Genomic DNA, 22,692 nt, shown 5'->3' on the forward strand with positions numbered 1-22,692 from the left:
TTCCACGAAAACAAAAACTTAAAACCTTTCTAGCACATTGGTTCTTTGCGAAAGGAAGTAAGATTGAGATAGTACGGGTAGAAAAGAGAAAGGAGCTGAGGATATGGCAGGAGTTGTATGGTACCGAAAAGATTTGCGGGTCGACGATCATGAGGCATTGACACGCGCATGCGAAGAAGAGAAGATAGTCCGTGCTGTTTTCGTTCGGCAGACAGCAGACGGTCGTGGCAAACAGCAGATGACATTTGAAGAGGAAACTCTACAATCCTTAAACGAACATTTGGTACAACTCGGCATCGAACTGACGATTTTACAAGGGGAGACGGTTGAACAACTGACATCGTTCATTCAACCGGAAGACGTCGTTTATTTTCACCGGATGACAGGTGAATATGAAGCACGACAGGAACAGGAAGTACAGAAGCGTTTTAACACGAGAATGTACGAGACCCAGACGCTCCATCTCCGGGACGATATCGGCAGTGACGAACTGAAACGTGTCTTTACGGCTTTCCGGAAACGAGTCGAACAAGATGGCCGGTTCGCGGAGCCGATCGAAGCACCCGGGAACATACAGTATATCGAACTGCCGCAAACGAGAGGTGGTTATGACCCGCGAACCGCATTTCCGTTCATCGGAGGCGAGGCGGCCGGCAGGAACCGGTTAGCAGCGTATCTGGAACAACCGATTTTTACCTACAAAGAAACACGGAACGGTTTTAACGTTGATGATTCTTCCAAACTCTCCGCCTGGCTTGCCAACGGTTCACTGTCCCCGCGACGGGTCATGGCAGAACTGCAACGGACGGAACAGGAACACGGCGCGAATGAATCGACCTACTGGCTATACTTTGAATTATTGTGGCGGGACTTCTTCCATTTGACGATGCGCGAGACGGGACACCGGCTGTTTCGCTCGAACGGTTTGAAGGACGGTCGCTTGACGTGGAAGACGGATCAGGCGGCAATCGATTCGTGGATGGCCGGCGAGACGGGAGAACCGTTTGTGGATGCCTTCATGCGGGAAATCAAGGACACCGGCTGGATGTCAAACCGGGGACGTCAAATTACAGCCAGTTATTTGATTCATGACTTGAAACAGGATTGGCGGATCGGCGCACGGTACTTTGAACAGCAGTTGATTGATTACGATGTTGCCTCCAATTACGGAAACTGGGCGTATATCGCAGGAGTCGGAAATGCGACCCGGACACCCCGGTTTAATCCTGAATTTCAACAACAAAAATATGATCCGAGCAGAGCATTTATCCGACGTTGGATGTCAAGTGAAACGACTGAAAAATGATCAAATTTTAAGAGTCGGAACCAGTTGCATTTCGATAAGGGGAATGCTATATTAAATGCAACAGATGGGGTTCCTGAGATGTACGAGAGCCGCCTTTTATCTTTGAGCCACTCTTTTTTGATAGGGAGTTTGACGTTCCAACTAGTAGTACATGCCTCGTAACACAGCAGGAGGACGTACGAATAGGAATCGGATAAGACACCCACCTGCGCAGCAGGTTCAAAAATAAGGTATCGACACGGCACTTCGGGTCCCATCGTTTCTTTTTTAGATGAATCACACCATACGTCGCATGACGTTTTTTTTTATGATATAATTCCGAGTAAAACAGTATGAGTATTGTGAGGTTATGAGATGTTAAATCAATTTTCACGTAATGAACTGGCAATCGGTAAGACCGGACTTGACGCATTGGCATCCAAGTCTGTAGCGATTTTAGGAATCGGCGGCGTCGGTTCGTTTTCGGCGGAAGCCCTGGCACGCAGCGGTGTCGGACGTTTGATTCTGGTGGATAAAGATGATATTGATATCACAAACGTCAACCGTCAAATCCATGCGTTGCTTCCGACGGTCGGTCAGCCGAAAGTCGATGCAATGGCGGATCGCCTGATGCAAATCAACCCGGATTTAGAAATCGTCCGTTTGAAAATGTTCTACAACGAAGAAACATATGAAACCTTTTTCACAGAAAATCCGGATTATGTGATTGATGCTTCGGATACCGTCTCGTTTAAGATTCATTTGATCAAAGAGTGTAAACAACGTCAGATTCCAATCATTTCGAGTATGGGAATGGCGAATAAGATGGATCCGACACGAATCAAGATCGTTGATATTAAAGATACGACTTACGATCCACTCGCAAAAGTGATCCGGACGCGCCTGCGTAAGGAAGGGATCCATAAAGGAGTCCCGGTCGTCTTTTCGGATGAACCACCGGTCAAAATCATCGAAGAAGTTCGTCAAGTCGTCGGAAACGATGAAGCCGTGATTCGAAAAGCTAAAATGCCGCCGAGTTCAAACGCGTTTGTCCCGTCGGTCGGCGGATTGATTGCGGCAAGTTATGTCATCAATGAGATTGTCCGGGAAGCCGGCGTCGTCATCGAACGTGTCCGTTAAAAAAAGCGACCTGTTGAGGTCGCTTTTTCTCATCGTTTACGGTTGTTTTTTCCAAAAGTCGAGCCGGGCCTGCAATTGTTTTTCGAACCCGCGGGGACTTGGCTTGTAAAAAACGGGCTTGGTTCGTGCCAGATTTTCCGGCCAGTAGTTCTGTTTGACATATGCATGCGGAAACTGGTGTGGATACTGATATTCGACACCATTACCAAGTGCTGCAGCACCTGCATGATGAGCGTCCCGTAAATGCGGTGGAACCGGACCGCCGTCCGATCGACGGACGAGTTCGAGTGCCTGATCAATCGCGGTAATGACTGTGTTTGATTTCGGTGCCGTCGCAAGATACAGCACCGTTTCGGCGAGCGGGATCCGTGCCTCCGGAAAACCGATGTATTCACAGGCCCGGGCACAGGCGTCCACAATCAGCAAAGCCTGCGGATCCGATAATCCGATATCTTCTGCCGCGTGGACATAGAGGCGACGGACGATGAAGCGGGGGCTTTCCCCGGCCTCAATCATGACGGCAAGCCAGTACAGGGCAGCATCGGGATCCGAGCCGCGAATTGATTTGATAAAAGCTGAGATGACATCGTAATGCCGGTCTCCGTCCTTATCGTATTTCAAGGCTTTTTGCTGAATCGATTCTTCCGCTACGGCAAGATCAATCGTAATTTCACCGTCAATTTCCGGTGTCGTCAAAACGGCGAGTTCGAGTGCGTTGAGCAGTGCCCGGTAATCCCCGTCCGACAGTTTGACATAATGATCGACCGCTTCTTCTGTGACGGTAATCGGATATTTGCCGAGACCACGTTCTGTATCGTGTAACGTCCGGTGGAGGACGACCCGTAAATCTTCTGTCGTCGGCGTTTCAAACCGGAAGACAGTTGCCCGCGATAACAGAGCGGCATTGACTTCAAAACTCGGATTTTCCGTCGTCGCGCCAATCAGCGTGATCGTTCCGGCTTCGAGTGCAGGCAGTAAAGCATCCTGTTGCATTTTATTGAAACGATGAATTTCATCCAAAAATAAAATCGTTTTTTGTTGGTCAAACTGCAGTCGAGATTCCGCTGCTTTTAAAACTTCACGCAACTGATCCAGTTTTGCCGTGACAGCATTCAGCTGTTCGAATGCCGATTTCGTATAACTGGAAATGACACGGGCGAGCGTCGTTTTTCCGGTTCCCGGTGGTCCGTAAAAAATAACCGTCCCAAGCCGGTCGGCGAGAATTGCCCGGCGCAACAAGGTTGATTCTCCGATCAAATGGCGTTGGCCAACGATTTCGTCCAGTGATTGAGGGCGCATCCGATTGGCGAGCGGACCGGCCGGAGAATGTGATTCAAATAAATTAGCCATAGGTAGCGTTCCTTCTTTCAACTTTTAGCTACTACTATACTAGAAAGGATGTCTTTTCGCATGATGAAAATCTCGACAAAAGGCCGTTATGGTCTGACAATCATGATTGCACTCGCCAAAGGAGGCGAGGCAAAGCCGTTGTCTTTAAAAAAAATTGCCCAGATGTACGACCTGTCTGAACATTATCTGGAGCAATTGATTGCCCCGCTCCGAAACGGCGGTCTCGTCAAAAGTGTCCGCGGAGCATACGGTGGATATAAATTAGGCCGTTCGGCCGAAGAAATCACAGCAGGGGATATCATCCGTCTGCTTGAAGGTCCGCTTGTCGTCGTTGAAGGCGATAATTGTGACGAAGTGACGAAACGAAAATTGTGGGATAAAATTCAAAGTGCCGTCGATCAAGTTTTGGATACGACGACATTAAAAGATTTAGCCGAAGAAGATGACACGGGTTACATGTTTTATATATGAGAGGTGAAAAAACGATGATGTATTTTGATCACGCGGCAACAACGCCGATGCGCCCGGAAGTTTTGGAAAAGATGACGCCTTACATGCTCGAGCAATTCGGGAATCCGTCAAGCGTCCATACATTCGGACGGACGGGACGGGCTGCGATTGACACGGCGCGAAGAATGATGGCAACGGAACTGAACGCCAAACCGACGGAAATTCTCTTTACGAGCGGCGGCACGGAGTCGGATAACTATGCCATCATCGGTGCCGCGATGCAGTATCAGTCGAAAGGCCGTCATGTCATCACGACACGGTTTGAACACCATGCCGTGCTCCATGCGTTCGAGGAACTGGAAAAGCGGGGATTCGACGTGACGTATCTTGAAATACCGGAGTCCGGCATCATAACGGAAGAGGCGTTACGGGCAGCCGTTCGGCCAGATACGATTCTAGTATCGATCATGTTCGGAAACAATGAGGTCGGAACGGTCCAGCCGATTGCGGCATGTGGTCGTTTCCTCCGGGAACAACAGATTATTTTCCATACCGATGCCGTCCAAGTCTTTGCGAAGTCGCCGATTGACGTGGAAGCGATGCAAATCGATTTGCTGTCGGCATCAAGTCATAAAATCAACGGACCAAAAGGCGTCGGCTTATTATATATCCGTTCTGCCGTCAAACTGGCTCCTCAATCGTATGGCGGGGAACAGGAACGAAAGCGTCGTGCCGGAACGGAAAATGTTGCCGGTATCGTCGGTTTTGCGGAAGCAGTCCGGCTGACGGCAACGGAACGCGAAGAACAGTTTGAACAGTATCAACTGTTGCGGCGTACATTGCTCGAACGGCTTCGTTCCTCAACGATTGAGTTTGAAGTCAACGGGACAGACGGATTGCCGCAAGTTCTCAACCTGTACTTCCCGGACGTCGAGATTGAACCGTTTTTGATTATGCTCGACATGCGGGGGATTGCCGTTTCGAGCGGAAGTGCCTGTACGGCAGGATCGGTCGAACCGTCACATGTCCTGTCAGCAATGTATGGTGAAAATCCGCGGACGAAACAATCGGTCCGGATCAGCTTTGGCCGGGGAAACGACGTGTCACAAGTCGAACTGCTCGCGCAAGGCCTGATAGATGTCGTAAAATCGTTTCAGAACAATTAAGAGGTGAAAATAATGAATACACGCGCTAAAGCACCGGAGGAAACAACGGTCGTCGTCGGTATGTCCGGCGGTGTCGATTCGTCCGTTACGGCTTATTTATTAAAAGAACAAGGATACAACGTCATCGGGATTTTTATGAAAAACTGGGACGATACAGATGAAAACGGATTTTGTACAGCAACGGAAGATTATGAAGATGTCATCGCCGTCGCCAATCAAATCGGTATTCCCTATTATGCGGTCAATTTCGAGAAAGAGTACTGGGACAAAGTCTTTACGTATTTCTTGGATGAATATAAACTCGGCCGGACACCGAATCCGGACGTCATGTGTAATAAAGAAATCAAGTTCAAGGCATTTCTTGACCATGCGATGCGCTTAGGCGCCGATTTCGTCGCGACAGGTCATTATGCCCGTGCCGTCTATGAAGACGGGGAGCATAAATTATTGCGCGGCGTCGATACAAACAAGGATCAAACGTATTTCCTGAACCAACTGTCGCAGGATCAGATTGCGAAAGCGATGTTCCCGATCGGACACATGGAAAAATCAGAAGTCCGGAAAATCGCCGAGGAAGCGAACCTTGCGACGGCCAAGAAAAAAGATTCAACCGGTATTTGTTTCATCGGGGAACGGAACTTCAAACAGTTCCTCAGTCAGTATCTGCCGGCACAACCGGGTGAAATGCGGACACTCGACGGTAAAACAATGGGGCGTCATGACGGTCTGATGTATTACACGATGGGACAACGTCACGGTCTTGGAATTGGTGGAGACGGTGAGCCGTGGTTCGTCGTCGGGAAAAACCTGCAAGACAACATCTTGTTCGTTGAGCAAGGATTCCACAATGAATTGCTTTATTCAGAAGGATTATATGCCTCTGACATCAGCTGGACGGCAACGATGCCGGCCGGAACAGAATTCCGCTGTACGGCGAAGTTCCGTTACCGTCAGACGGATACACCGGTCACGGTCCGTGTCCTCGACGGCGGACGTCTGGACGTTGCATTCGACGAACGGCAACGGGCGATTACTCCCGGACAAGCCGTCGTCTTTTATGACGGAGATGTCTGTCTCGGCGGAGCAACGATTGACGATGCCTACAAAGCAGGTCAAGCATTAACGTATCTTGCATAAGGGAGAGATTGGGATGAATTACAACGAAGTCGGATTCCGACATTTAGAATCCGGTAATTATGAATTAGCGGCTCAAGCTTTTAATGATGCCATTGAAGAACAGCCGAACGACCCGACCGGTTACGTCAACTTGGGGACATTACTCCAATCGATGGACGATGCCGACCGGGCACTCCGGTTTTACGATAAAGCCTTGACGATTGATCCGACGTTCGCCAGTGCCCATTATGCCAAAGGCGCCTTATACTTCTCGGCGGATTTATTGGTAGAGGCGGAAGAGTCATTACGTCTTGCTTTGCTGCACGGACTCGATGATGCCGATCTCCATTTCATGCTCGGTCTGACGTATCAAAAGCTCGGGGATCCGGTTCGGGGGATTCCGCGTTTGAAACAGGCGACGGAACTGAACGGGGTGGATGTCGAAATCGCCTTCCAGTATGGTCTTGCTCTTGCTCAGAACGAGCAGATCGAAGAAGCGGCTGAAATTTTCGAACAAGTTCTGTTGCTCGAAGAAACACATACGGATGCCCGTTACAACTATGCCATCGCACTGGCCTTTTTAGGTCAGCAGGAAGCATGTTATACAGAGCTCGAAACCGTTCTTGCCTATCAACCAAACCATACGCTGGCGCAGGATGCCAAAGCGAAAATGGATGCCTTACTAAAATAACCAGGAAAAGACTCTGCTGTCGACGGCTTGTGGCAATCGATACAGCAGAGTCTTTCTTAGTGCCCGATTTCGCGGACGATGCGAAGCGGCGGACCGGAAAATTCCTCATAGGCTTCATCCATATTTTTCGTATAAAGCTCAATAACATTGTTTTCCGTATCTTTAAAATAAGCCGAGTATTCCTTGTCATTAGACGTCTCTTGTTCATCCCATTCCCGAATCTTGACGTCAATCGATGCACCCCGAAGCAAATCAAGTGCTTCGTTAAATTCGTCTTTCTCAATATAAAAGGCACAGTGGACATGAACGCCGCCTTCATCATACAGACTGTCCCACTCTGTCACGGGAAGGTTTTTGACGGTCCGTTCTTCCATCATAAAGTCCCGTTTGAGCCAAAGCCCGAGACGGGTGTTTCCTCCGATGTACAACCATGTCGCCCAAATCCCATCCTGTTTTTCCTGTTCATGACTCGGCTCTGCATCTTCCGGTGCCCATTGTTCAACGATTGGAATACCGAGCGTTCCGTTCCAAAAGGCGACGGCCCGGTCCATGTCCTGCACTTCTAAAACTAATTCACATAATCCTGCGATCGGTAAACGTCCCATGTTTGTTCCTCCATTCAGATAATATATCAAGGAATGTTTCCCTCATTTAAAATCCCTTAAACGAGTGCTATGATAATAACTGAGTAACGGAGTCCAGAAAGAGAGCAGGTGGAGTGATGGAGCACCCCCATCAAGTAGTCGGTCGTATCAAACGTGTGCTTTTTTCCTCCGAAGAAGAAGCCCATTCCATCGTCCTGATGGCGATCAAGGAAAAAAACTTTGAACTAAAAGAAACGGAGCTTGTCGTTACGGGAACCGGTGTCGGAATCGAACTCGGCGGAACGTATCAAGCGTTCGGACGGTTGATTGATCATCCGCGATTCGGAAAACAACTAAAAGCAGAGTTGATCCGGCGTTCGGTCCCGATGACGAAACACGCCGCCGTCCGTTTTTTGACGAACGGGTCGTTTACCGGCATTGGTCCGAAAACAGCGAAAAACATCGTTGATGCGCTTGGTGAAGATGCCATTGACATCATCTTAAAGGACAGTAAAGCACTCGATCGTGTTCCCGCATTAAAACAGAAGCAGGCGGATGTCATCTTCAGCCGGCTCGCGACCTTATACGGTGTCGATCAACTGATGCTTTTTTTAGCGCCGTTTGATGTCACACCAAAACTCGCAGCAAAGATTTATGCAGCGTACGAAGGGGATGCGATGGCGAGAATTCGTGAAAATCCTTATTCCTTGATGTATGAGGTCAGCGGAATCGGTTTTAAGACGGCCGACCAAATTGCCTCGCATCTCGGACTTGTCGGATTGCATCCGGAACGGGTCGCGGCATCCATCATGCATATACTGGAGCAGGAAGCGGGAGAAGGGCATGCATTCGCGACGGTCGAATCCCTGTTACAGCGGGCACCGCGTCTACTCGGTGAGGATCCGGGTGAACGCCTGGAACAAGCCATCGAGCTGTTGCTGACGGAAGATAAGGTCAAACTCGAAGAAGGTTGTTTGTATCTGCCGACGATTTTCTATGCGGAAGTCCGGGCGGCAAAAGAGTTGGCCCGTGTCATGGCGAACGGATCCGAGCAGGAAGTCGATGTGGCGACAATTTTGTCAGCCATCGGTCAACTCGAAGAACGGTTTGGTATGGAATACGCCGTTCAGCAACGGGAGGCGATTGAGCTTGCGGTCAAGGCACCGCTGATGGTCCTGACGGGCGGACCCGGTACGGGGAAGACGACGGTCATCAAAGGGATTTTGCATGCGCTTCAGGAAATCCATGATTGGCCGCTTGAAAAAAGTCAGGTCAAGTCAGGCGAAGTCTATCCGTATGTGCTCGTCGCACCAACCGGACGGGCGGCCAAACGGCTGTCGGAAGCAACGGACGTTCCGGCGATGACCATTCACCGCTTATTAAAATATGACGGGACGAACTTCCAGCTGGACGAAGACCAACCGATTGCCGGTAAAGTACTGATCATCGATGAATCGTCCATGATCGACATCTATCTGTTATCGAGTTTGTTACGGGCCGTGCCAAACGGCATGAAGATTTTATTCGTCGGCGACCGGGACCAGCTGCCGTCGGTCGGTCCGGGACAAGTCCTTGCCGACTTGATGGATACGGACGGTATTCCGGTCGTCCGGCTCAACGTCGTCCATCGGCAGGCCGAAGATTCCTCGATTCTCCGGTTGGCCCACGATTTAAAAAACCGGGTCACGTCAGCTGATTTGCTGGCCCCTTTATCCGACCGTCGTTTTTATTCGCTTGCTCCGCAGGAATCGTTGCGCGGTATCGCGGCTTTTGCAGAAAAAGCACTGGCGAAAGGATATTCGAAGTTTGACGTTCAAATTTTAGCGCCGACGTACCGCGGACAGGTGGGCATCGACGAATTGAATATCGTTCTGCAAAAAGTCTACAATCCGGAAGCGCCGAAAAAACGGGAAGTCAAACAGGGGACACGGATTTACCGGAGCGGAGACAAGATTCTTCAGCTCGTCAACAATGCGGAAGAGAATGTCTACAACGGTGACATCGGTGAAATCGTCAATATCTTCTTTGCGAAGGAGAACGTGGATAAAGTCGATAAAATCATTGCCCGGTTCGATCAGACGGAAGTTGAATATAACCGGAGTGACTGGGATCAATTTACGCATGCTTACGCGATTACGATTCATAAAGCGCAAGGATCGGAGTTTCCGATTGTGTTGATGCCGGTCTTTTTCACCGGTGCCTTCAAGCATTCCCGGAATCTCATCTATACAGCCGTCACTCGGGCCAAAGCCAGTCTGCTGTTGTTCGGAGATCCCCGTGCCTTCCATAAAGCGTCACAAGAGGAAGAACCGCGCCGGCGGACACGGCTCATTGAACGGCTCGGCGGTATGACAAAGACTTGACTGAATGCATCAGATAGGTAATAATCACGGTAGATGAATGGACGCAAAACGTTGATGGAAGACAAGTAAATCGTAGTTTTCATGACCAGAGAGAGATGGAATTGCTGGAACCATCTTCATGACGATTCGATTGAAGCTCCTTCCGGAGTCGAGTGCAAACACTTGCGGGTAATCTCCGTTAACGGATTTTTCGAGGTAAAGGGAGCAATTGTCTTTACGAACGAGGGTGGTACCACGAGAGCGATGCTTTCGTCCCTTTTCAGGGATGAATGTATCGTTTTTTTGCGTTCAGGACAAATTAATCAATGGGGGTATTTTCGATGAAACCATTAAAACCGTTGACGGGTGCACAAATCCGTCAAATGTATCTCGACTTTTTCCAGTCTAAAGGGCACGCAATCGAACCAAGCGCATCACTCGTTCCAATTGAGGATCCGACGTTACTTTGGATCAACTCAGGTGTTGCTACGTTAAAAAAATATTTTGACGGACGGGTTATCCCGCAAAATCCCCGGATTGTCAACGCACAGAAATCCATCCGGACGAACGATATCGAAAACGTCGGAAAAACAGCACGTCACCATACTTTTTTTGAAATGCTCGGAAACTTTTCGGTCGGCGATTACTTCCGCGAAGATGCGATCAAATGGGGCTGGGAACTCTTGACGAGTGATGAATGGTACGGTCTTGATCCGGATCGTCTTTCTGTAACGATTCACCCGGAAGACGATGCTGCCCGGCAAATCTGGCTCGAACTGGGTGTTCCGGCCGAGCGCATCATCCCGCTTGAAGATAACTTCTGGGAAATCGGTGAAGGTCCTTCCGGTCCGAACACGGAGATTTTCTTCGACCGTGGACCGGCTTTCGGCGATGATCCGAACGACTCTGAACTCTATCCGGGCGGCGAGAACGAACGATACCTTGAAATCTGGAATATCGTGTTCAGTCAATATAATCATGACGGACATGGCAACTATACAGAATTACCGCGTAAAAACATCGATACCGGAATGGGTCTTGAGCGGATGGCGAGCGTCATGCAGGACGTACCGACGAACTTTGACACGGACTTGTTCATGCCGATCATCCACAAAACGGAAGAAATCAGCGGTAAACGTTATCGCGAAGACACAAAACTGGATGTCGCGTTCAAAGTCATCGCGGACCATATCCGTACGGTTGCTTTTGCCATCGGAGACGGAGCGTTGCCTTCGAACGAAGGACGCGGTTATGTCTTACGCCGACTGCTCCGTCGTGCTGTCCGTTATGCAAAAATGCTCGGAATCGAACGTCCGTTCATGTACGAACTTGTTGATACAGTCGGCAGCGTCATGGTCGATTTTTATCCGCAAGTTCCGGAAAAAGCAGATTTCATCAAACGTGTCATCAAAAACGAGGAAGAGCGATTCCACGAGACACTGCATGATGGTCTTGCCATCCTGAACACAGTGGCACAAGCAGCCAAAAATAACGGCGAACATGTCATCAGCGGAGAAGATGCTTTCCGTTTGTATGATACGTACGGTTTCCCGCTCGAACTGACGGTTGAATACGCGGAAGATCATCAGATGTCGGTCGATGAAGAAGGATTTAAACGGGCGATGGATGAGCAACGGAAACGTGCCCGTGCTGCCCGTGAAGACGGCGGTTCGATGCAACAACAATCAGAAGTATTGGCAACTTTGACTGTTTCAAGTCAATTCGTTGGTTATACGGACCTTGAGACGGATGCAAAAATCATTGCTTTGTTGCATGATGGAGAACGAGTGACAGAAGTCGCTGCCGGCGAGGAAGCACAATTGTTGCTTGATGTTACACCGTTTTATGCAGAGAGTGGCGGAGAAGTGGCAGACTCAGGAACGATTACGGGTCCGGATTTCGTCCTCGATGTCAAAGATGTTCAAAAAGCACCAAACGGTCAAAATCTGCATACCGTTGTGGTCCGGACAGGGATTGCTTTAGCTGATGCATCCGTTCATGCCGCGGTCGAAGCATCATCGCGTCAAGCCATCACGAAAAACCATACGGCAACCCACTTGTTGCATAAAGCGTTGAAAGACACACTCGGAACACACGTCAACCAAGCTGGTTCACTTGTTTCAGCGGATCGTCTGCGCTTTGACTTCTCGCACTTTGGAGCAGTGACGACTGAAGAATTAGCAACAATCGAACAGGATGTCAACCAAGCAATTTGGGCATCACTTGCAGTCGAAATTGAAGAAATGAACATTGCTGATGCAAAAGCAAAAGGGGCAATGGCACTATTCGGTGAAAAATACGGCGAGACGGTTCGTGTCGTTTCGGCTGGAACCTATTCGATCGAACTCTGTGGCGGAATCCACGTCCGCAATACAGCAGAAATCGGTCTGTTCAAGATTGTTTCCGAATCAGGCATCGGAGCCGGCACACGACGGATCGAAGCTGTTACAGGAGCAGGCGCTTACCATGTCATGAACGGTCACCTGCAGACACTCGAGCAGGCAGCACGTGTCCTGAAAACGAAAACGACGGAAGTACCGGGACGAATCGAAGCACTTCAAGTTCAGCTTCGCGAAACGGAACGGGCACACGAATCATTGCAGGCAAAACTTGCAAACATCGAAGCGGCGTCACTTAAAGATGATGTCGAGCAGATCAACGGCGTCCAGGTGCTTGCGAAGCAAGTCGACGTCTCGGATATGGATGCCCTTCGCGGCATGATGGACGAACTGAAGTCAAGTCTCGGTTCGGCAATCATCGTCCTCGGTAGTGCGCAGGGAGACAAAGTCAACCTCGTTGCGAGTGTCTCAAAAGACTTAATCGATCAAGGGTACCATGCCGGTAAATTGATCAAGGAAGTAGCCACACGTTGCGGCGGCGGTGGTGGCGGTCGTCCGGACATGGCACAGGCCGGCGGAAAAGATCCTGCAAAATTAAACGAAGCTCTTGCGTTTACTTCACATTACGTGCAATCACTGGCATAATAGAGAAGTAGTGTAAATGAAAGAGGTGATTAACGTGAGTCAGATGGATCAAACGATGAAATTTAATTTTCCAGAAGACGATAGCCAGGCGGCGACACGCGAAGTATTGCTGACGGTCTATCATGCTTTAGAAGAAAAAGGCTATCATCCGATCAACCAAATCGTCGGATATCTACTTTCCGGTGATCCTGCTTACATTCCTCGTCATAACGATGCACGTAATATGATCCGAAAGATTGAGCGTGATGAACTACTGGAAGAACTCGTGAAATCTTATCTATCGGAGAGTGGAGACAAAAAATGAAGCGTGCCATCGGACTTGATGTCGGTTCGAAGACGATTGGTGTTGCGGTGAGTGATTTGATGGGCTGGACAGCACAGGGCGTCGAAACCATCAAATGGACAGAACCTGAATACCCGGTCGCCTTCAAACGACTCGAGGCAATTATTAAGGAATACGGTGTCGAAATCATCGTCATTGGACATCCGAAAAACATGAATGGATCAATTGGTCCCAGAGCTGAGGCGAGTGAAGCGTTCGCGCGTGAAATCGAAACCCAGACGGGCCTTTCGACTGTTCTTGTCGACGAGAGACTGACGACGATGCAGGCAGAACGTATGCTGATCGATGCCGATGTCAGTCGGAAAAAACGGAAACAAGTCATCGATAAGATGGCAGCAGTCATGATCCTGCAATCTTATTTGGATCGGGCAAATCGATAAGGAGGAAATGAGATGTCTGAAGAAAAACGGCAGTATCTCTTTCCTGATGAAGACGGTGGCGAACATCTTTTCGAAGAATGGTACCGTTATGTCAGTGAGCGAACCGGCAAGACCTATTTATTTCTCGAAATGATCGGTCATCCGGAAGAGGGCGCAGATGATTTAATCATTTGCGAAATCGACGAGTTTGGCGAAGGCGAAGATGATTTTGAATTGAGCCTGATTGATGAAAACGATGAGCAGACTTGGGATGAACTTGAGGCTGCATTAAAGGAGCGGATGAATGATGCAACAGAATGAACCTACACATTACGTAATTCCCGATGGGGAAGGCAACGAATTTAAATTTGCCGAGCGTTTACGGTATGAAAGCCCACGCTCAAGCAAAACTTACATTTTCCTTGAGCCGGTCGGCGCGGATTATGATGAAGCAGAAGAAGTCGACATCTTCGTTTATGAGTTAGAAGAGTACGGTGAAGGTGATGATGATTTCAACCTCGTTCCAATCGCAGAAGACGATGCAGAAACTTGGGATGAAATTGAAGAAGTCTTTAATACATTAGAAGACGAGCTTGACTAAACCGACTCGTGTATAAGGTGGTGTCGTCAGAGCAATGGCTCTTTCGATATCACCTTGTTTTAAGAGAAGAAGGAGGAACCGATGGAGAATGAATGGAAGAAAAATGCTGAAATCGAACAGAAACGTCGCCGGACATCGCGCCGGATAACGTTAATCATCCTTTCAGTATTGTTCACGATTTTCTTAGTAGCAGGAGCAGCCATCTACATCTTTTTAAAGAGTTCACTCGAACCGGTCAACGAAGAGGCGACGAAGTCTGTCAAGGTTGAGATTCCTTTAGGCGCCGGTACAAGTACGATTTCAAGCATTCTTAAAGAAAAAGATTTAATCGCGAACGAAACGATTTTCCGCTATTATGTCCGCTATAAGAATGAATCGTCATTCCAAGCCGGGACATACACGTTGACTCAAGCGATGACACCGGACGAAATCATCAATGAATTGAAGACCGGAACAGTCATGAAAGCAGCAGATGTCAAAATCACGCTCCCTGAAGGAATCACAATGGATCGTCAAATTGCCATCATCGCGAAAGCAACCGGTTTTAAAGCTGACTCCATCCGTAAATCCCTGACAGATGAGGTATATATTAAAACATTGATTGAAAAGTATCCGATGTTGACGGATGAAGTGACGAAGCAGGGCGTCCTCTATTCACTCGAAGGCTATCTCTTCCCGGCGACATACGAATTCGACAAAGGAAAAAGCATCAATCAAATTGCCGAAACGATGTTAGATGAGATGGAAAAGATTTATGATGCGAATGCCGATGCCATTAAGAAATCAGGCATGACTTTCCATGAAGTGCTGAGTCTCGGATCCATGGTGGAGCGGGAAGCCGCGACACCAGACGATCGTCGTGAGATTGCCGGTGTCTTTACGAACCGACTGAACGACGGGATGAAACTCCAATCGGATCCAACGGTCTGGTACGGTACAGGGGAGAATACAGCATTGACGACATTAAAGGATCTTGAGAACAATTCGAAATACAATACGTACAAGTATGAGGGTATTCCGATCGGTCCGATTTCAACCGTCAGTGAAGATTCAATTCTTGCCGTCCTTAATCCTAAAAAGACGAAATACGTTTATTTCTTTGCCCGACCACCAAGTGATAAAAATCCACGCGGTCAGATTCTTTATGAGGAAACTTATGAGGAACATCAACGTAATGTTGTGAAGTACAAACCGGAATGGGTCGAATACGAAGCAAGTAAAGAGCAATGAACAGGAGGTTGATCGGGAACGGTATGTTCGTTCCCGGTCAACCTGTTTATGCGCAGAAGGAGTGAATTCCGAATGAATGATTTTACAGCGTATGTCGAAGGGATGATTCGGCCACGTGATCCCTTGTTACAGGAAATGGAAGCATACGCGAAAGAGCACCATATTCCAATCATCGAACTGACGGGATCGGAAGTTTTATTATCGTTGTTGACGTTACAACAACCGAAACGAATTCTCGAACTCGGCACAGCGATTGGGTACAGTGCAATTCGGATGGCTCGCGCCTTGCCGGATGCCCGAATTACGACCGTTGAACGAAATGCGAAACGATACGCCGAGGCCAAGATGTTCATTGAACGTTCGGACGTTGCGGACCGAATTGACATCGTTTTTGCGGATGCAGTAGAATTAGCCGAAACCCTTGACGAGCAATTTGATGCCGTGTTCATCGATGCGGCCAAAGGGCAGTATAAAAAATTCTTTAACGGTTATGGGCGATTGGTGCCAATAGGCGGAGTTTTATATACGGATAACCTGTTTTTGCACGGGGATGTCCTAGAGACGGATCCGAAGACGTTTGACCGGAGAAGACGGCGGCTTGTCCGTCTGGTCAAAGAATTTACGGCATGGATGATGGAGCAAGACCAATATGATACGACGATTTTCCCGCTTGGAGACGGTGTGTCCGTCAGCCGGAAAGTGAAGTCGGAATGAATGATGGAGGTACGAATTCAATGCAAAAACCGGTTGTAATTGGTGTGGCTGGAGGAACAGGTTCAGGAAAGACGACGGTCGCACGTTCACTTGTCGACGCATTCCCGAGTGAATCCATCGTCATGATCGAGCAGGATGCTTACTATAAGGACCAAAGTGAATTATCGATGGAAGAGCGCTATCAAACAAACTATGATCATCCGTTTGCTTTTGACAATGATTTGCTGATCGAGCATATCAAAGCGTTGCGCGAAAACCAGGCGGTTGAAAAACCGGTCTATGATTACGTTGCCCATACACGTGCAACGGAAACGATTCCGCTTGATCCACGTGACGTCATCATCGTCGAAGGTATTTTGGCGCTTGAAGACGAACGTTTACGGGAATTGATGGATATTAAAGTCTTCGTTGATACAGATGCCGATGTTCGGATTCTACGCCGGATGCAACGTGATATGAATGAACGGGGACGGTCGATTGATTCCGTTGTCGAGCAGTATACGAAAGTCGTCCGTCCGATGCATCTCCAGTTTTGTGAACCGACAAAACGGTATGCAGACATCATTGTTCCTGAAGGTGGCGAAAACCACGTGGCGATTGACTTACTCGTCACGAAGATCCGTGCGATTCTCGATTATCGGTCTTCTCTTGATCAAAGAGGATATTGATTCCAAAAAAGATGTGAATATACTATACTAGTGGAATAAAAAGGAGCGTGACAAAAATGGCAGAAAAACAGTATTACATGACGCTTGAAGGTAAAGCGAATGTTGAAAACGAATTAAACGAACTGAAGTCAGTCCGCCGTAAAGAAGTTGTCGAAAATATTAAAATCGCCCGTTCATTTGGTGACTTGTCGGAAAACGCGGAATATGATTCAGCGAAAGAAGAACAAGCAATGGTCGAAGGCCGGATTGCTCAACTGGAAGAGATGTTACGCAACGTTGCCATCATCTCGGAAGATGAGAAGGATATCTCGGTAGTTGGTATCGGAACGACAGTTACATTCTTGATCCTTGAAGACAACGAAGAAGAAACGTATACGATTGTTGGTAGTGCAGAAGCAGATCCGTTCACCGGGAAAATCTCGAACGAATCACCGATTGCCAAAAGCCTGTTCGGCCACAGTGTTGGCGAGCAAGTTTCCGTTCAAGCACCAGGCGGAGATTTTGCTGTAAAAATTACATCAATCAAGTAAATACGAATGAACAGCAGCCGGAGCAATCCGGTTTTCTGTTTGAACGGGGGAAAAAGAGATGCCGATCGCAATTATCGGAGCAATGGAAGAAGAAGTAAACTTACTTCGAAATGAATTATCGGAACGAAAAGATACGGTCATTGCCAACTATCATTTTTATGAAGGGCTGTTGAACAGTGTACCGGTCGTCATCTTGAAATCCGGTATCGGAAAAGTCAATGCGGCAATCGGAACGACGTTGTTACTCGATCATTTCAAGCCAAGTGCCGTTATCAATACCGGATCAGCCGGCGGATTCAGAGCCGGTCTGAAAGTCGGTGATGTCGTCGTTTCGACGGAAGTCCGTCATCACGACGTCGATGTGACAGCATTCGGTTACGAGTATGGTCAAGTACCGGGAATGCCGGCTGCCTATACAGCGGATCCAAAATTGATTGCAACAGCGGAAGCTGTCATTGAACGAATGGATGCGATTCGGGTTGTCCATGGTTTAATCGTGACGGGTGATTCGTTCATCCATGATACGGAGCGTTCAAACCTCATTAAAACGAACTTCCCGGATGTCGCGGCAGTTGAGATGGAAGCAGCACCGATTGCACAAGTTTGCCATCAATTCGATGTCCCGTTCGTCGTGACACGTTCGATTTCTGACAGTGCCGATGAAGAAGCGTCCCTTTCATTTGATGAATTCTTGGAGATTGCTTCGATTAATTCAGCGAAGATGGTCATGGAAGTCGTCCGCACATTAGCTGATTCAGAGTAATCTGGATTACGTAAAAGAAGGTCTCTCAACGGGAGGCCTTCTTTTCTCTTTGACAAAATGTGTTTAACGCTTTATATTAGTACCAGATACTAATTTCAAAGGAGCAATCATATGAATATCGGAATTGTAGGACTCGGTACATCATTACCCGAACATCGGATGACAAATGATGATTTAGCAGCGACACTCGATACGAGTGATGAATGGATTCGGTCACGTACAGGAATCGGCGCACGTCGGATTGCAGATGATGCAGTTGATGTCACGGATTTAGCGACGGAAGCAGCACAAAAAGCATTAGCAGATGCTAACCTGACAGCAGACGACATCGGATTGATTGTTGTCGGAACGGCAACCGGACGTGCCTTCCCGTCGACTGCCTGTATCGTCCAGGAACGGATCGGTGCACTCGGTGCGACAGCTTTTGATATCAGCGCAGCCTGCAGCGGATTCATTTTTGCCCTACAGACGGCTTCGAGTATGATGACGGCAACGGGATCGAAACACGCACTCGTCATCGGAGCAGAGAAGATGTCAAGCATCGTTGACTGGTCAGACCGGTCGACGGCTATCTTGTTTGGTGATGGTGCCGGGGCAGTTGTCCTCGGTCCAACCGAGCAACAAGGATTGAATGCCTTTGAACTGGGCACGGATGGCCGCGGAGCACATCTGTTATTTAAAAACTTGGATGGTCCGATTGAAATGAACGGTCGGGAAGTCTTTAAGTTCGCAGTCCGCAAGTTACCGGACATCGTGGAGAAAGTCATTCAAAAAGTGGACGGAACCCTGGACGAACTTGATTTACTGATTCCGCATCAAGCGAATTTACGGATTATTGATGCAGCACGTGAACGGCTTGGGATTGCAGAAGAGAAAGTGATCGTGACGATTGACGAACATGCGAATACATCTGCTGCGTCAATACCACTTGCACTAGAAGAGGCACGGCGACAAGGAAGATTGTCACCGGGGACGACACTTGTCCTCGCCGGATTCGGCGCAGGTTTGACATGGGGAGCAGCTTACATTACTTGGACTAAAGGGGAGAACACATAAAATGATGAGAAAACGTGTAGTAGTAACAGGTATGGGCGCACTGACGCCAATCGGTAATGGTGTCGATACATTCTGGAATGCCTTAAAAGCCGGTGAAAACGGGATTCGTCCGATGGAACGTCTTGATATCGATGAGTATCCGACGAAAGTAACGGGAGAATTACAGAATTTTGATGTCACGGAATTCATTGAAGCCAAGGAAGCCCGGAAAATGGACCGTTTCGTTCATTATTCGCTCGTCGCAAGTATGGAAGCCGTCAAAAATGCTGATTTGGATGTTAAAGCCAATGCTGAACGTATCGGCGTCTGGATCGGATCCGGTATCGGCGGCGTCGAGACGATTGAAAAACAGGCGAAAATCTATTTTGAACGGGGCCATCGTCGTGTCAGCCCATTCTTCATCCCAATGATGATTCCCAACATGGCCAGTGGCCAAGTTTCGATTTATACAGGCGCAAAAGGACCGAATAACTGTTCCGTCACTGCATGTGCTTCCGGTACAAACGCGATTGGTGAAGCGTTACGTGTCATTGAACGCGGTGACGCGGACGTCATGATCGCCGGTGGAGCAGAAGCACCGATTACCAATCTTGCATTTGCTGGTTTTTGTGCCAATAAAGCGATGTCGACGAACCATGATCCAAACACGGCAAGCCGTCCGTTTGATGAAGGGCGTGACGGATTCGTCATGGGAGAGGGTGCCGGAATCCTGGTACTGGAAGAGTATGAACATGCGGTCGCCCGTGGTGCCAAAATCTATGCAGAAGTCAGCGGATACGGATTAACAGCCGATGCTTACCATATCACAGCACCAGATCCAGACGGCGACGGCGGAGCGCGCGCAATGGCGATGGCGATTAAAGATGCAGGTATCGAACCGGCTGCCGTTCAATACATCAATGCACACGGAACGAGTACACCGATGAATGATGTGTTAGAGACGAAAGCAATCCATACGGTCTTCGGCGAGCACGCTGAAAAATTAGCCGTCAACTCGACGAAATCGATGATTGGTCATTTGCTCGGCGGTGCCGGTGGAGTGGAAGCCATCGCAACGATTAAATCGTTGCAAGAGCAAATCGTTCACCCGACGATTCATTTGGAACAACCGAGTGAAGGGTGTGATCTCGATTACGTACGTGAGGGAAGCCGGTCATGGGATCTTGAGTATGCACTCAGTAACTCTCTTGGATTCGGTGGTCATAATGCTTCACTTGTCTTTAAACGATATCACGCATAATCGCGTGCGGAATAGAAGCAGAAAAGCGATTTAACGGTTCGGATGACCGTTAAATCGCTTTTTTTATATAAAAAAATTCTGCTTTATTTTATAAATAAAAAAATAAAAATCTAAAAATCCCACTTATTTTCAAATTGTTTTGAAAAAATATTTAGAAAAATCGGATAAAAGGTTTGCAAAATTATCAGAACATTGTAAACTATTTGTAACGAGAGGTTTTGGTCGAATAAAAGTTACGACTTTTTTTTTCGCTCAAAAACCTTAGATTACTAGCTTTGGAAATTTTAGGGGGGTCATCGTATCATGAAAAAGAAAAGTTTTGCACTGGCTACATCTGTAGCCCTCGTTTCAAGCGCGTTCCTCGCAGCTTGTTCGACGACTGATTCAAATGACACATCATCAGGCGACAAAGGTTCGGACAAGAAATCAAGTGAGCAGACGCTAAACTTGATCGAAAGTGCTGATATTCCAACGCTTAACCCAACAACTTCTACGGATGCCGTGTCGTTCAACGTTTTGAACAACACAATGGAAGGTCTTTATCGTTTAGATGACAAGCAACAGCCGACACCGGGTATTGCTGAAAGTCACACAGTTTCTGATGATAAATTGACTTACACATTCAAGCTACGTGATGCAAAATGGTCGGACGGTACACCAATCACAGCAAAAGACTTCGAATATGCTTGGAAAGAAGTCTTGAACCCGGATAATGCTTCGCAATACGCGTATGTTTTCTACAACATCGAAGGTGCTGAAGAATACAACACGAAAAAAGGCGAGCGTGATGCGGTTGGCGTCAAAGCAGTTGACGACAAGACATTCGAAGTAAAATTAAAAGCACCAGCTGATTACTTCCTCGGTTTAACTGGATTCGGACCATTCATGCCGAAATCAGAAGAACTTTCGAAAAAAATCGGTAAGGACTTCGGTTCAACAGCTGATAAATCACTTTATAACGGACCATTCAAATTAACAGAATGGACACGTGAACAAGGCTGGAAAATGGTTAAAAACGATAACTACTGGGATAAAGACAGCGTGAAGCTGAACACGATCAACGTTAAAGTCGTTAAAGAAGTTGCGACAGGCGTTAACCTTTATGAAAAAGGCGACATCGATCGTGCTGGTCTTTCTTCAGAGTTCGTTGCCCAGTTCCAAGACAACAAAGAGTTCAAAACTAAAGGGGAGTCAACAATCTTCTACCTTTACTTGAACACGAAAGTCAAAGCTTTGAACAATGAAAAAATCCGTCGTGCCATCGACATGGGTTACAATAAAAAAGGAATCACGGACGTCATCTTGGCGAACGGTTCGCTTCCTGCAAACTACCTTGTACCAAAAGACTTCGCGAAAGATGCTGACGGAAAAGACTTCCGTGAAAAGTACCCGACATTCAACGAGTACAATGCAGACGAAGCGAAAAAACTATGGGAAGAGGGCTTAAAAGAAATCGGTCAAAAATCGGTTGAACTTGAGCTCCTTAACTACGATAGTGATGATGCGAAGAAAATCGGTGAGTTCTTGAAAGGTGAGCTTGAGAAGAACCTTCCAGGCATGAAAGTCACAATCAAGCAACAACCGTTCAAAAACAAATTGGATCTCGAAAACAAAGGCGACTTTGAATTCTCGTTCGCCGGCTGGGGTCCTGACTACCAAGATCCAATGACGTTCCTCGATCTCTTCTTGACTGACGGACCATACAACCGTGGTAAATGGTCAAACAAAGAGTACGATAAACTCATCAAAGATGCACAAACACAAACAGATGCAGCAAAACGTTGGTCTGAACTTCAAGAAGCAGAGAAAATCCTTCTTGATTCAGCAGCGATCTCGCCTGTTTATCAGCGCGGACGCGCATTCCTCGTTAAACCATACGTTAAAGGTGTTGTCGAACATAACTTCGGCGCAGATTTCTCTTACAAATGGGCTTCTATCGAAGGAAAATAAGTATGATAAGCGTTCCCTTAACCGGGAGCGCTTTTTTTAGTGACGGTTTGTCAAATTAAGTGCAACACTTCTTCCGTGAAGACCTCGTATGCAGTTTTCCAGTTAAGACATTTTCGTGGTCTCCCATTAA

At 47.9% G+C, this 22,692-nt stretch carries 22 protein-coding genes, 1 other RNA gene and 1 other annotated feature; of the genes, 21 read left to right on the forward strand and 2 right to left on the reverse strand.

Annotation, left to right across the window (positions count from 1 at the left end):
* Positions 1-103: 103 nt before the first annotated feature.
* The 3 genes from KNP91_RS12075 to KNP91_RS12085 all read left to right on the forward strand — a co-directional run bounded on the left by KNP91_RS12075 (position 104) and on the right by KNP91_RS12085 (position 2,425).
* Entirely contained in the window at positions 104-1,306 is a 1,203-nt protein-coding gene (locus tag KNP91_RS12075; RefSeq protein ID WP_214850239.1) for a DASH family cryptochrome, read from the forward strand.
* A gap of 67 nt (positions 1,307-1,373) precedes the next feature.
* Positions 1,374-1,563: non-coding RNA, 6S RNA (ssrS, locus tag KNP91_RS12080), on the forward strand.
* Positions 1,564-1,660: 97 nt separating this feature from the next.
* Complete coding sequence (locus tag KNP91_RS12085; RefSeq protein WP_214850241.1) at positions 1,661-2,425, forward strand: tRNA threonylcarbamoyladenosine dehydratase; 765 nt, start codon at positions 1,661-1,663, stop codon at positions 2,423-2,425.
* Between the two features lie 36 nt (positions 2,426-2,461).
* On the opposite strand, the gene KNP91_RS12090 is transcribed toward KNP91_RS12085, so the two are convergent.
* Complete coding sequence (locus KNP91_RS12090; protein ID WP_214850243.1) at positions 2,462-3,775, reverse strand: replication-associated recombination protein A; 1,314 nt, start codon at positions 3,773-3,775, stop codon at positions 2,462-2,464.
* A gap of 63 nt (positions 3,776-3,838) precedes the next feature.
* On the opposite strand from KNP91_RS12090, the gene cymR reads away from it, so the two are divergent.
* Genes cymR through KNP91_RS12110 form a run of 4 tightly spaced genes read left to right on the forward strand, consistent with a single transcriptional unit; the run spans position 3,839 to position 7,198 of the window.
* Positions 3,839-4,246, forward strand: coding sequence for a cysteine metabolism transcriptional regulator CymR (gene cymR, locus KNP91_RS12095; RefSeq protein WP_041261991.1), 408 nt, complete (start codon positions 3,839-3,841; stop codon positions 4,244-4,246).
* Positions 4,247-4,260: 14 nt separating this feature from the next.
* A complete protein-coding gene (locus tag KNP91_RS12100; RefSeq protein ID WP_214850245.1) occupies positions 4,261-5,391 on the forward strand; it encodes a cysteine desulfurase family protein in 1,131 nt (376 codons plus the stop codon).
* A gap of 12 nt (positions 5,392-5,403) precedes the next feature.
* On the forward strand, positions 5,404-6,528 hold the full coding sequence (mnmA, locus tag KNP91_RS12105) for a tRNA 2-thiouridine(34) synthase MnmA (protein WP_214763553.1): 1,125 nt from the start codon (positions 5,404-5,406) through the stop codon (positions 6,526-6,528).
* A 13-nt stretch (positions 6,529-6,541) separates the two neighbouring features.
* Positions 6,542-7,198: a tetratricopeptide repeat protein gene (locus KNP91_RS12110; RefSeq protein ID WP_012370946.1), complete on the forward strand. Its 657-nt coding sequence runs from the start codon at positions 6,542-6,544 to the stop codon at positions 7,196-7,198.
* 56 nt (positions 7,199-7,254) lie between these two features.
* On the opposite strand, the gene KNP91_RS12115 is transcribed toward KNP91_RS12110, so the two are convergent.
* Positions 7,255-7,803 carry a VOC family protein gene (locus KNP91_RS12115; protein ID WP_214763555.1) on the reverse strand — a complete coding sequence of 183 codons (549 nt, stop codon included), beginning with the start codon at positions 7,801-7,803 and terminating at the stop codon, positions 7,255-7,257.
* A gap of 116 nt (positions 7,804-7,919) precedes the next feature.
* On the opposite strand from KNP91_RS12115, the gene recD2 reads away from it, so the two are divergent.
* From recD2 to KNP91_RS12185, 14 genes are all read left to right on the forward strand, one after another.
* A complete protein-coding gene (gene recD2 / locus KNP91_RS12120) occupies positions 7,920-10,145 on the forward strand; it encodes an SF1B family DNA helicase RecD2 (RefSeq protein WP_214850247.1) in 2,226 nt (741 codons plus the stop codon).
* 42 nt (positions 10,146-10,187) lie between these two features.
* Positions 10,188-10,405: a binding site (T-box leader), on the forward strand.
* 60 nt (positions 10,406-10,465) lie between these two features.
* Positions 10,466-13,108 carry an alanine--tRNA ligase gene (alaS, locus tag KNP91_RS12125; protein WP_214850249.1) on the forward strand — a complete coding sequence of 881 codons (2,643 nt, stop codon included), beginning with the start codon at positions 10,466-10,468 and terminating at the stop codon, positions 13,106-13,108.
* Between the two features lie 34 nt (positions 13,109-13,142).
* On the forward strand, positions 13,143-13,412 hold the full coding sequence (locus KNP91_RS12130) for an IreB family regulatory phosphoprotein (RefSeq protein ID WP_026827846.1): 270 nt from the start codon (positions 13,143-13,145) through the stop codon (positions 13,410-13,412).
* A complete protein-coding gene (gene ruvX / locus KNP91_RS12135) occupies positions 13,409-13,831 on the forward strand; it encodes a Holliday junction resolvase RuvX (protein WP_012370941.1) in 423 nt (140 codons plus the stop codon). Before KNP91_RS12130 ends, ruvX begins: the two co-directional genes overlap by 4 nt.
* 12 nt (positions 13,832-13,843) lie before the next feature.
* Complete coding sequence (locus tag KNP91_RS12140) at positions 13,844-14,131, forward strand: DUF1292 domain-containing protein (protein ID WP_012370940.1); 288 nt, start codon at positions 13,844-13,846, stop codon at positions 14,129-14,131.
* Positions 14,118-14,411 carry a DUF1292 domain-containing protein gene (locus tag KNP91_RS12145; RefSeq protein ID WP_012370939.1) on the forward strand — a complete coding sequence of 98 codons (294 nt, stop codon included), beginning with the start codon at positions 14,118-14,120 and terminating at the stop codon, positions 14,409-14,411. The genes KNP91_RS12140 and KNP91_RS12145 overlap by 14 nt, the downstream gene beginning before the upstream one ends.
* Positions 14,412-14,492: 81 nt before the next feature.
* On the forward strand, positions 14,493-15,641 hold the full coding sequence (mltG, locus tag KNP91_RS12150; RefSeq protein WP_214850251.1) for an endolytic transglycosylase MltG: 1,149 nt from the start codon (positions 14,493-14,495) through the stop codon (positions 15,639-15,641).
* Between the two features lie 72 nt (positions 15,642-15,713).
* Complete coding sequence (locus KNP91_RS12155) at positions 15,714-16,355, forward strand: O-methyltransferase (RefSeq protein WP_214763564.1); 642 nt, start codon at positions 15,714-15,716, stop codon at positions 16,353-16,355.
* A gap of 20 nt (positions 16,356-16,375) precedes the next feature.
* Complete coding sequence (gene udk / locus KNP91_RS12160; protein ID WP_012370936.1) at positions 16,376-17,023, forward strand: uridine kinase; 648 nt, start codon at positions 16,376-16,378, stop codon at positions 17,021-17,023.
* A 56-nt stretch (positions 17,024-17,079) separates the two neighbouring features.
* Positions 17,080-17,553 (forward strand): transcription elongation factor GreA, encoded by a 474-nt coding sequence (gene greA / locus KNP91_RS12165; protein ID WP_012370935.1) that lies wholly within the window; start codon positions 17,080-17,082, stop codon positions 17,551-17,553.
* 58 nt (positions 17,554-17,611) lie between these two features.
* Positions 17,612-18,316: a 5'-methylthioadenosine/S-adenosylhomocysteine nucleosidase gene (gene mtnN, locus KNP91_RS12170; protein WP_131502701.1), complete on the forward strand. Its 705-nt coding sequence runs from the start codon at positions 17,612-17,614 to the stop codon at positions 18,314-18,316.
* A 111-nt stretch (positions 18,317-18,427) separates the two neighbouring features.
* Entirely contained in the window at positions 18,428-19,372 is a 945-nt protein-coding gene (locus KNP91_RS12175; RefSeq protein WP_214850253.1) for a beta-ketoacyl-ACP synthase III, read from the forward strand.
* A 1-nt stretch (position 19,373) separates the two neighbouring features.
* Positions 19,374-20,612: a beta-ketoacyl-ACP synthase II gene (gene fabF, locus KNP91_RS12180; protein ID WP_214850255.1), complete on the forward strand. Its 1,239-nt coding sequence runs from the start codon at positions 19,374-19,376 to the stop codon at positions 20,610-20,612.
* Positions 20,613-20,915: 303 nt separating this feature from the next.
* Positions 20,916-22,562 carry a peptide ABC transporter substrate-binding protein gene (locus KNP91_RS12185; RefSeq protein ID WP_214850257.1) on the forward strand — a complete coding sequence of 549 codons (1,647 nt, stop codon included), beginning with the start codon at positions 20,916-20,918 and terminating at the stop codon, positions 22,560-22,562.
* The last annotated feature ends 130 nt before the right edge of the window (positions 22,563-22,692 follow it).

The sequence above is a fragment of the Exiguobacterium sp. s138 genome (genome assembly GCF_018618775.1).
Lineage (GTDB): Bacteria > Bacillota > Bacilli > Exiguobacteriales > Exiguobacteriaceae > Exiguobacterium_A > Exiguobacterium_A artemiae.

Bases quoted from the DNA above. Each gene is read 5' to 3' on its own strand.
- KNP91_RS12075 (WP_214850239.1), top strand. From the start codon at position 104: ATGGCAGGAGTTGTATGGTACCGAAAAGATTTGCGGGTCGACGATCAT.
- KNP91_RS12085 (WP_214850241.1), top strand. From the start codon at position 1,661: ATGTTAAATCAATTTTCACGTAATGAACTGGCAATCGGTAAGACCGGA.
- KNP91_RS12090 (WP_214850243.1), bottom strand. From the start codon at position 3,775: ATGGCTAATTTATTTGAATCACATTCTCCGGCCGGTCCGCTCGCCAAT.
- cymR (WP_041261991.1), top strand. From the start codon at position 3,839: ATGAAAATCTCGACAAAAGGCCGTTATGGTCTGACAATCATGATTGCA.
- KNP91_RS12100 (WP_214850245.1), top strand. From the start codon at position 4,261: ATGATGTATTTTGATCACGCGGCAACAACGCCGATGCGCCCGGAAGTT.
- mnmA (WP_214763553.1), top strand. From the start codon at position 5,404: ATGAATACACGCGCTAAAGCACCGGAGGAAACAACGGTCGTCGTCGGT.
- KNP91_RS12110 (WP_012370946.1), top strand. From the start codon at position 6,542: ATGAATTACAACGAAGTCGGATTCCGACATTTAGAATCCGGTAATTAT.
- KNP91_RS12115 (WP_214763555.1), bottom strand. From the start codon at position 7,803: ATGGGACGTTTACCGATCGCAGGATTATGTGAATTAGTTTTAGAAGTG.
- recD2 (WP_214850247.1), top strand. From the start codon at position 7,920: ATGGAGCACCCCCATCAAGTAGTCGGTCGTATCAAACGTGTGCTTTTT.
- alaS (WP_214850249.1), top strand. From the start codon at position 10,466: ATGAAACCATTAAAACCGTTGACGGGTGCACAAATCCGTCAAATGTAT.
- ruvX (WP_012370941.1), top strand. From the start codon at position 13,409: ATGAAGCGTGCCATCGGACTTGATGTCGGTTCGAAGACGATTGGTGTT.
- KNP91_RS12140 (WP_012370940.1), top strand. From the start codon at position 13,844: ATGTCTGAAGAAAAACGGCAGTATCTCTTTCCTGATGAAGACGGTGGC.
- KNP91_RS12145 (WP_012370939.1), top strand. From the start codon at position 14,118: ATGCAACAGAATGAACCTACACATTACGTAATTCCCGATGGGGAAGGC.
- mltG (WP_214850251.1), top strand. From the start codon at position 14,493: ATGGAGAATGAATGGAAGAAAAATGCTGAAATCGAACAGAAACGTCGC.
- KNP91_RS12155 (WP_214763564.1), top strand. From the start codon at position 15,714: ATGAATGATTTTACAGCGTATGTCGAAGGGATGATTCGGCCACGTGAT.
- udk (WP_012370936.1), top strand. From the start codon at position 16,376: ATGCAAAAACCGGTTGTAATTGGTGTGGCTGGAGGAACAGGTTCAGGA.
- greA (WP_012370935.1), top strand. From the start codon at position 17,080: ATGGCAGAAAAACAGTATTACATGACGCTTGAAGGTAAAGCGAATGTT.
- mtnN (WP_131502701.1), top strand. From the start codon at position 17,612: ATGCCGATCGCAATTATCGGAGCAATGGAAGAAGAAGTAAACTTACTT.
- KNP91_RS12175 (WP_214850253.1), top strand. From the start codon at position 18,428: ATGAATATCGGAATTGTAGGACTCGGTACATCATTACCCGAACATCGG.
- fabF (WP_214850255.1), top strand. From the start codon at position 19,374: ATGATGAGAAAACGTGTAGTAGTAACAGGTATGGGCGCACTGACGCCA.
- KNP91_RS12185 (WP_214850257.1), top strand. From the start codon at position 20,916: ATGAAAAAGAAAAGTTTTGCACTGGCTACATCTGTAGCCCTCGTTTCA.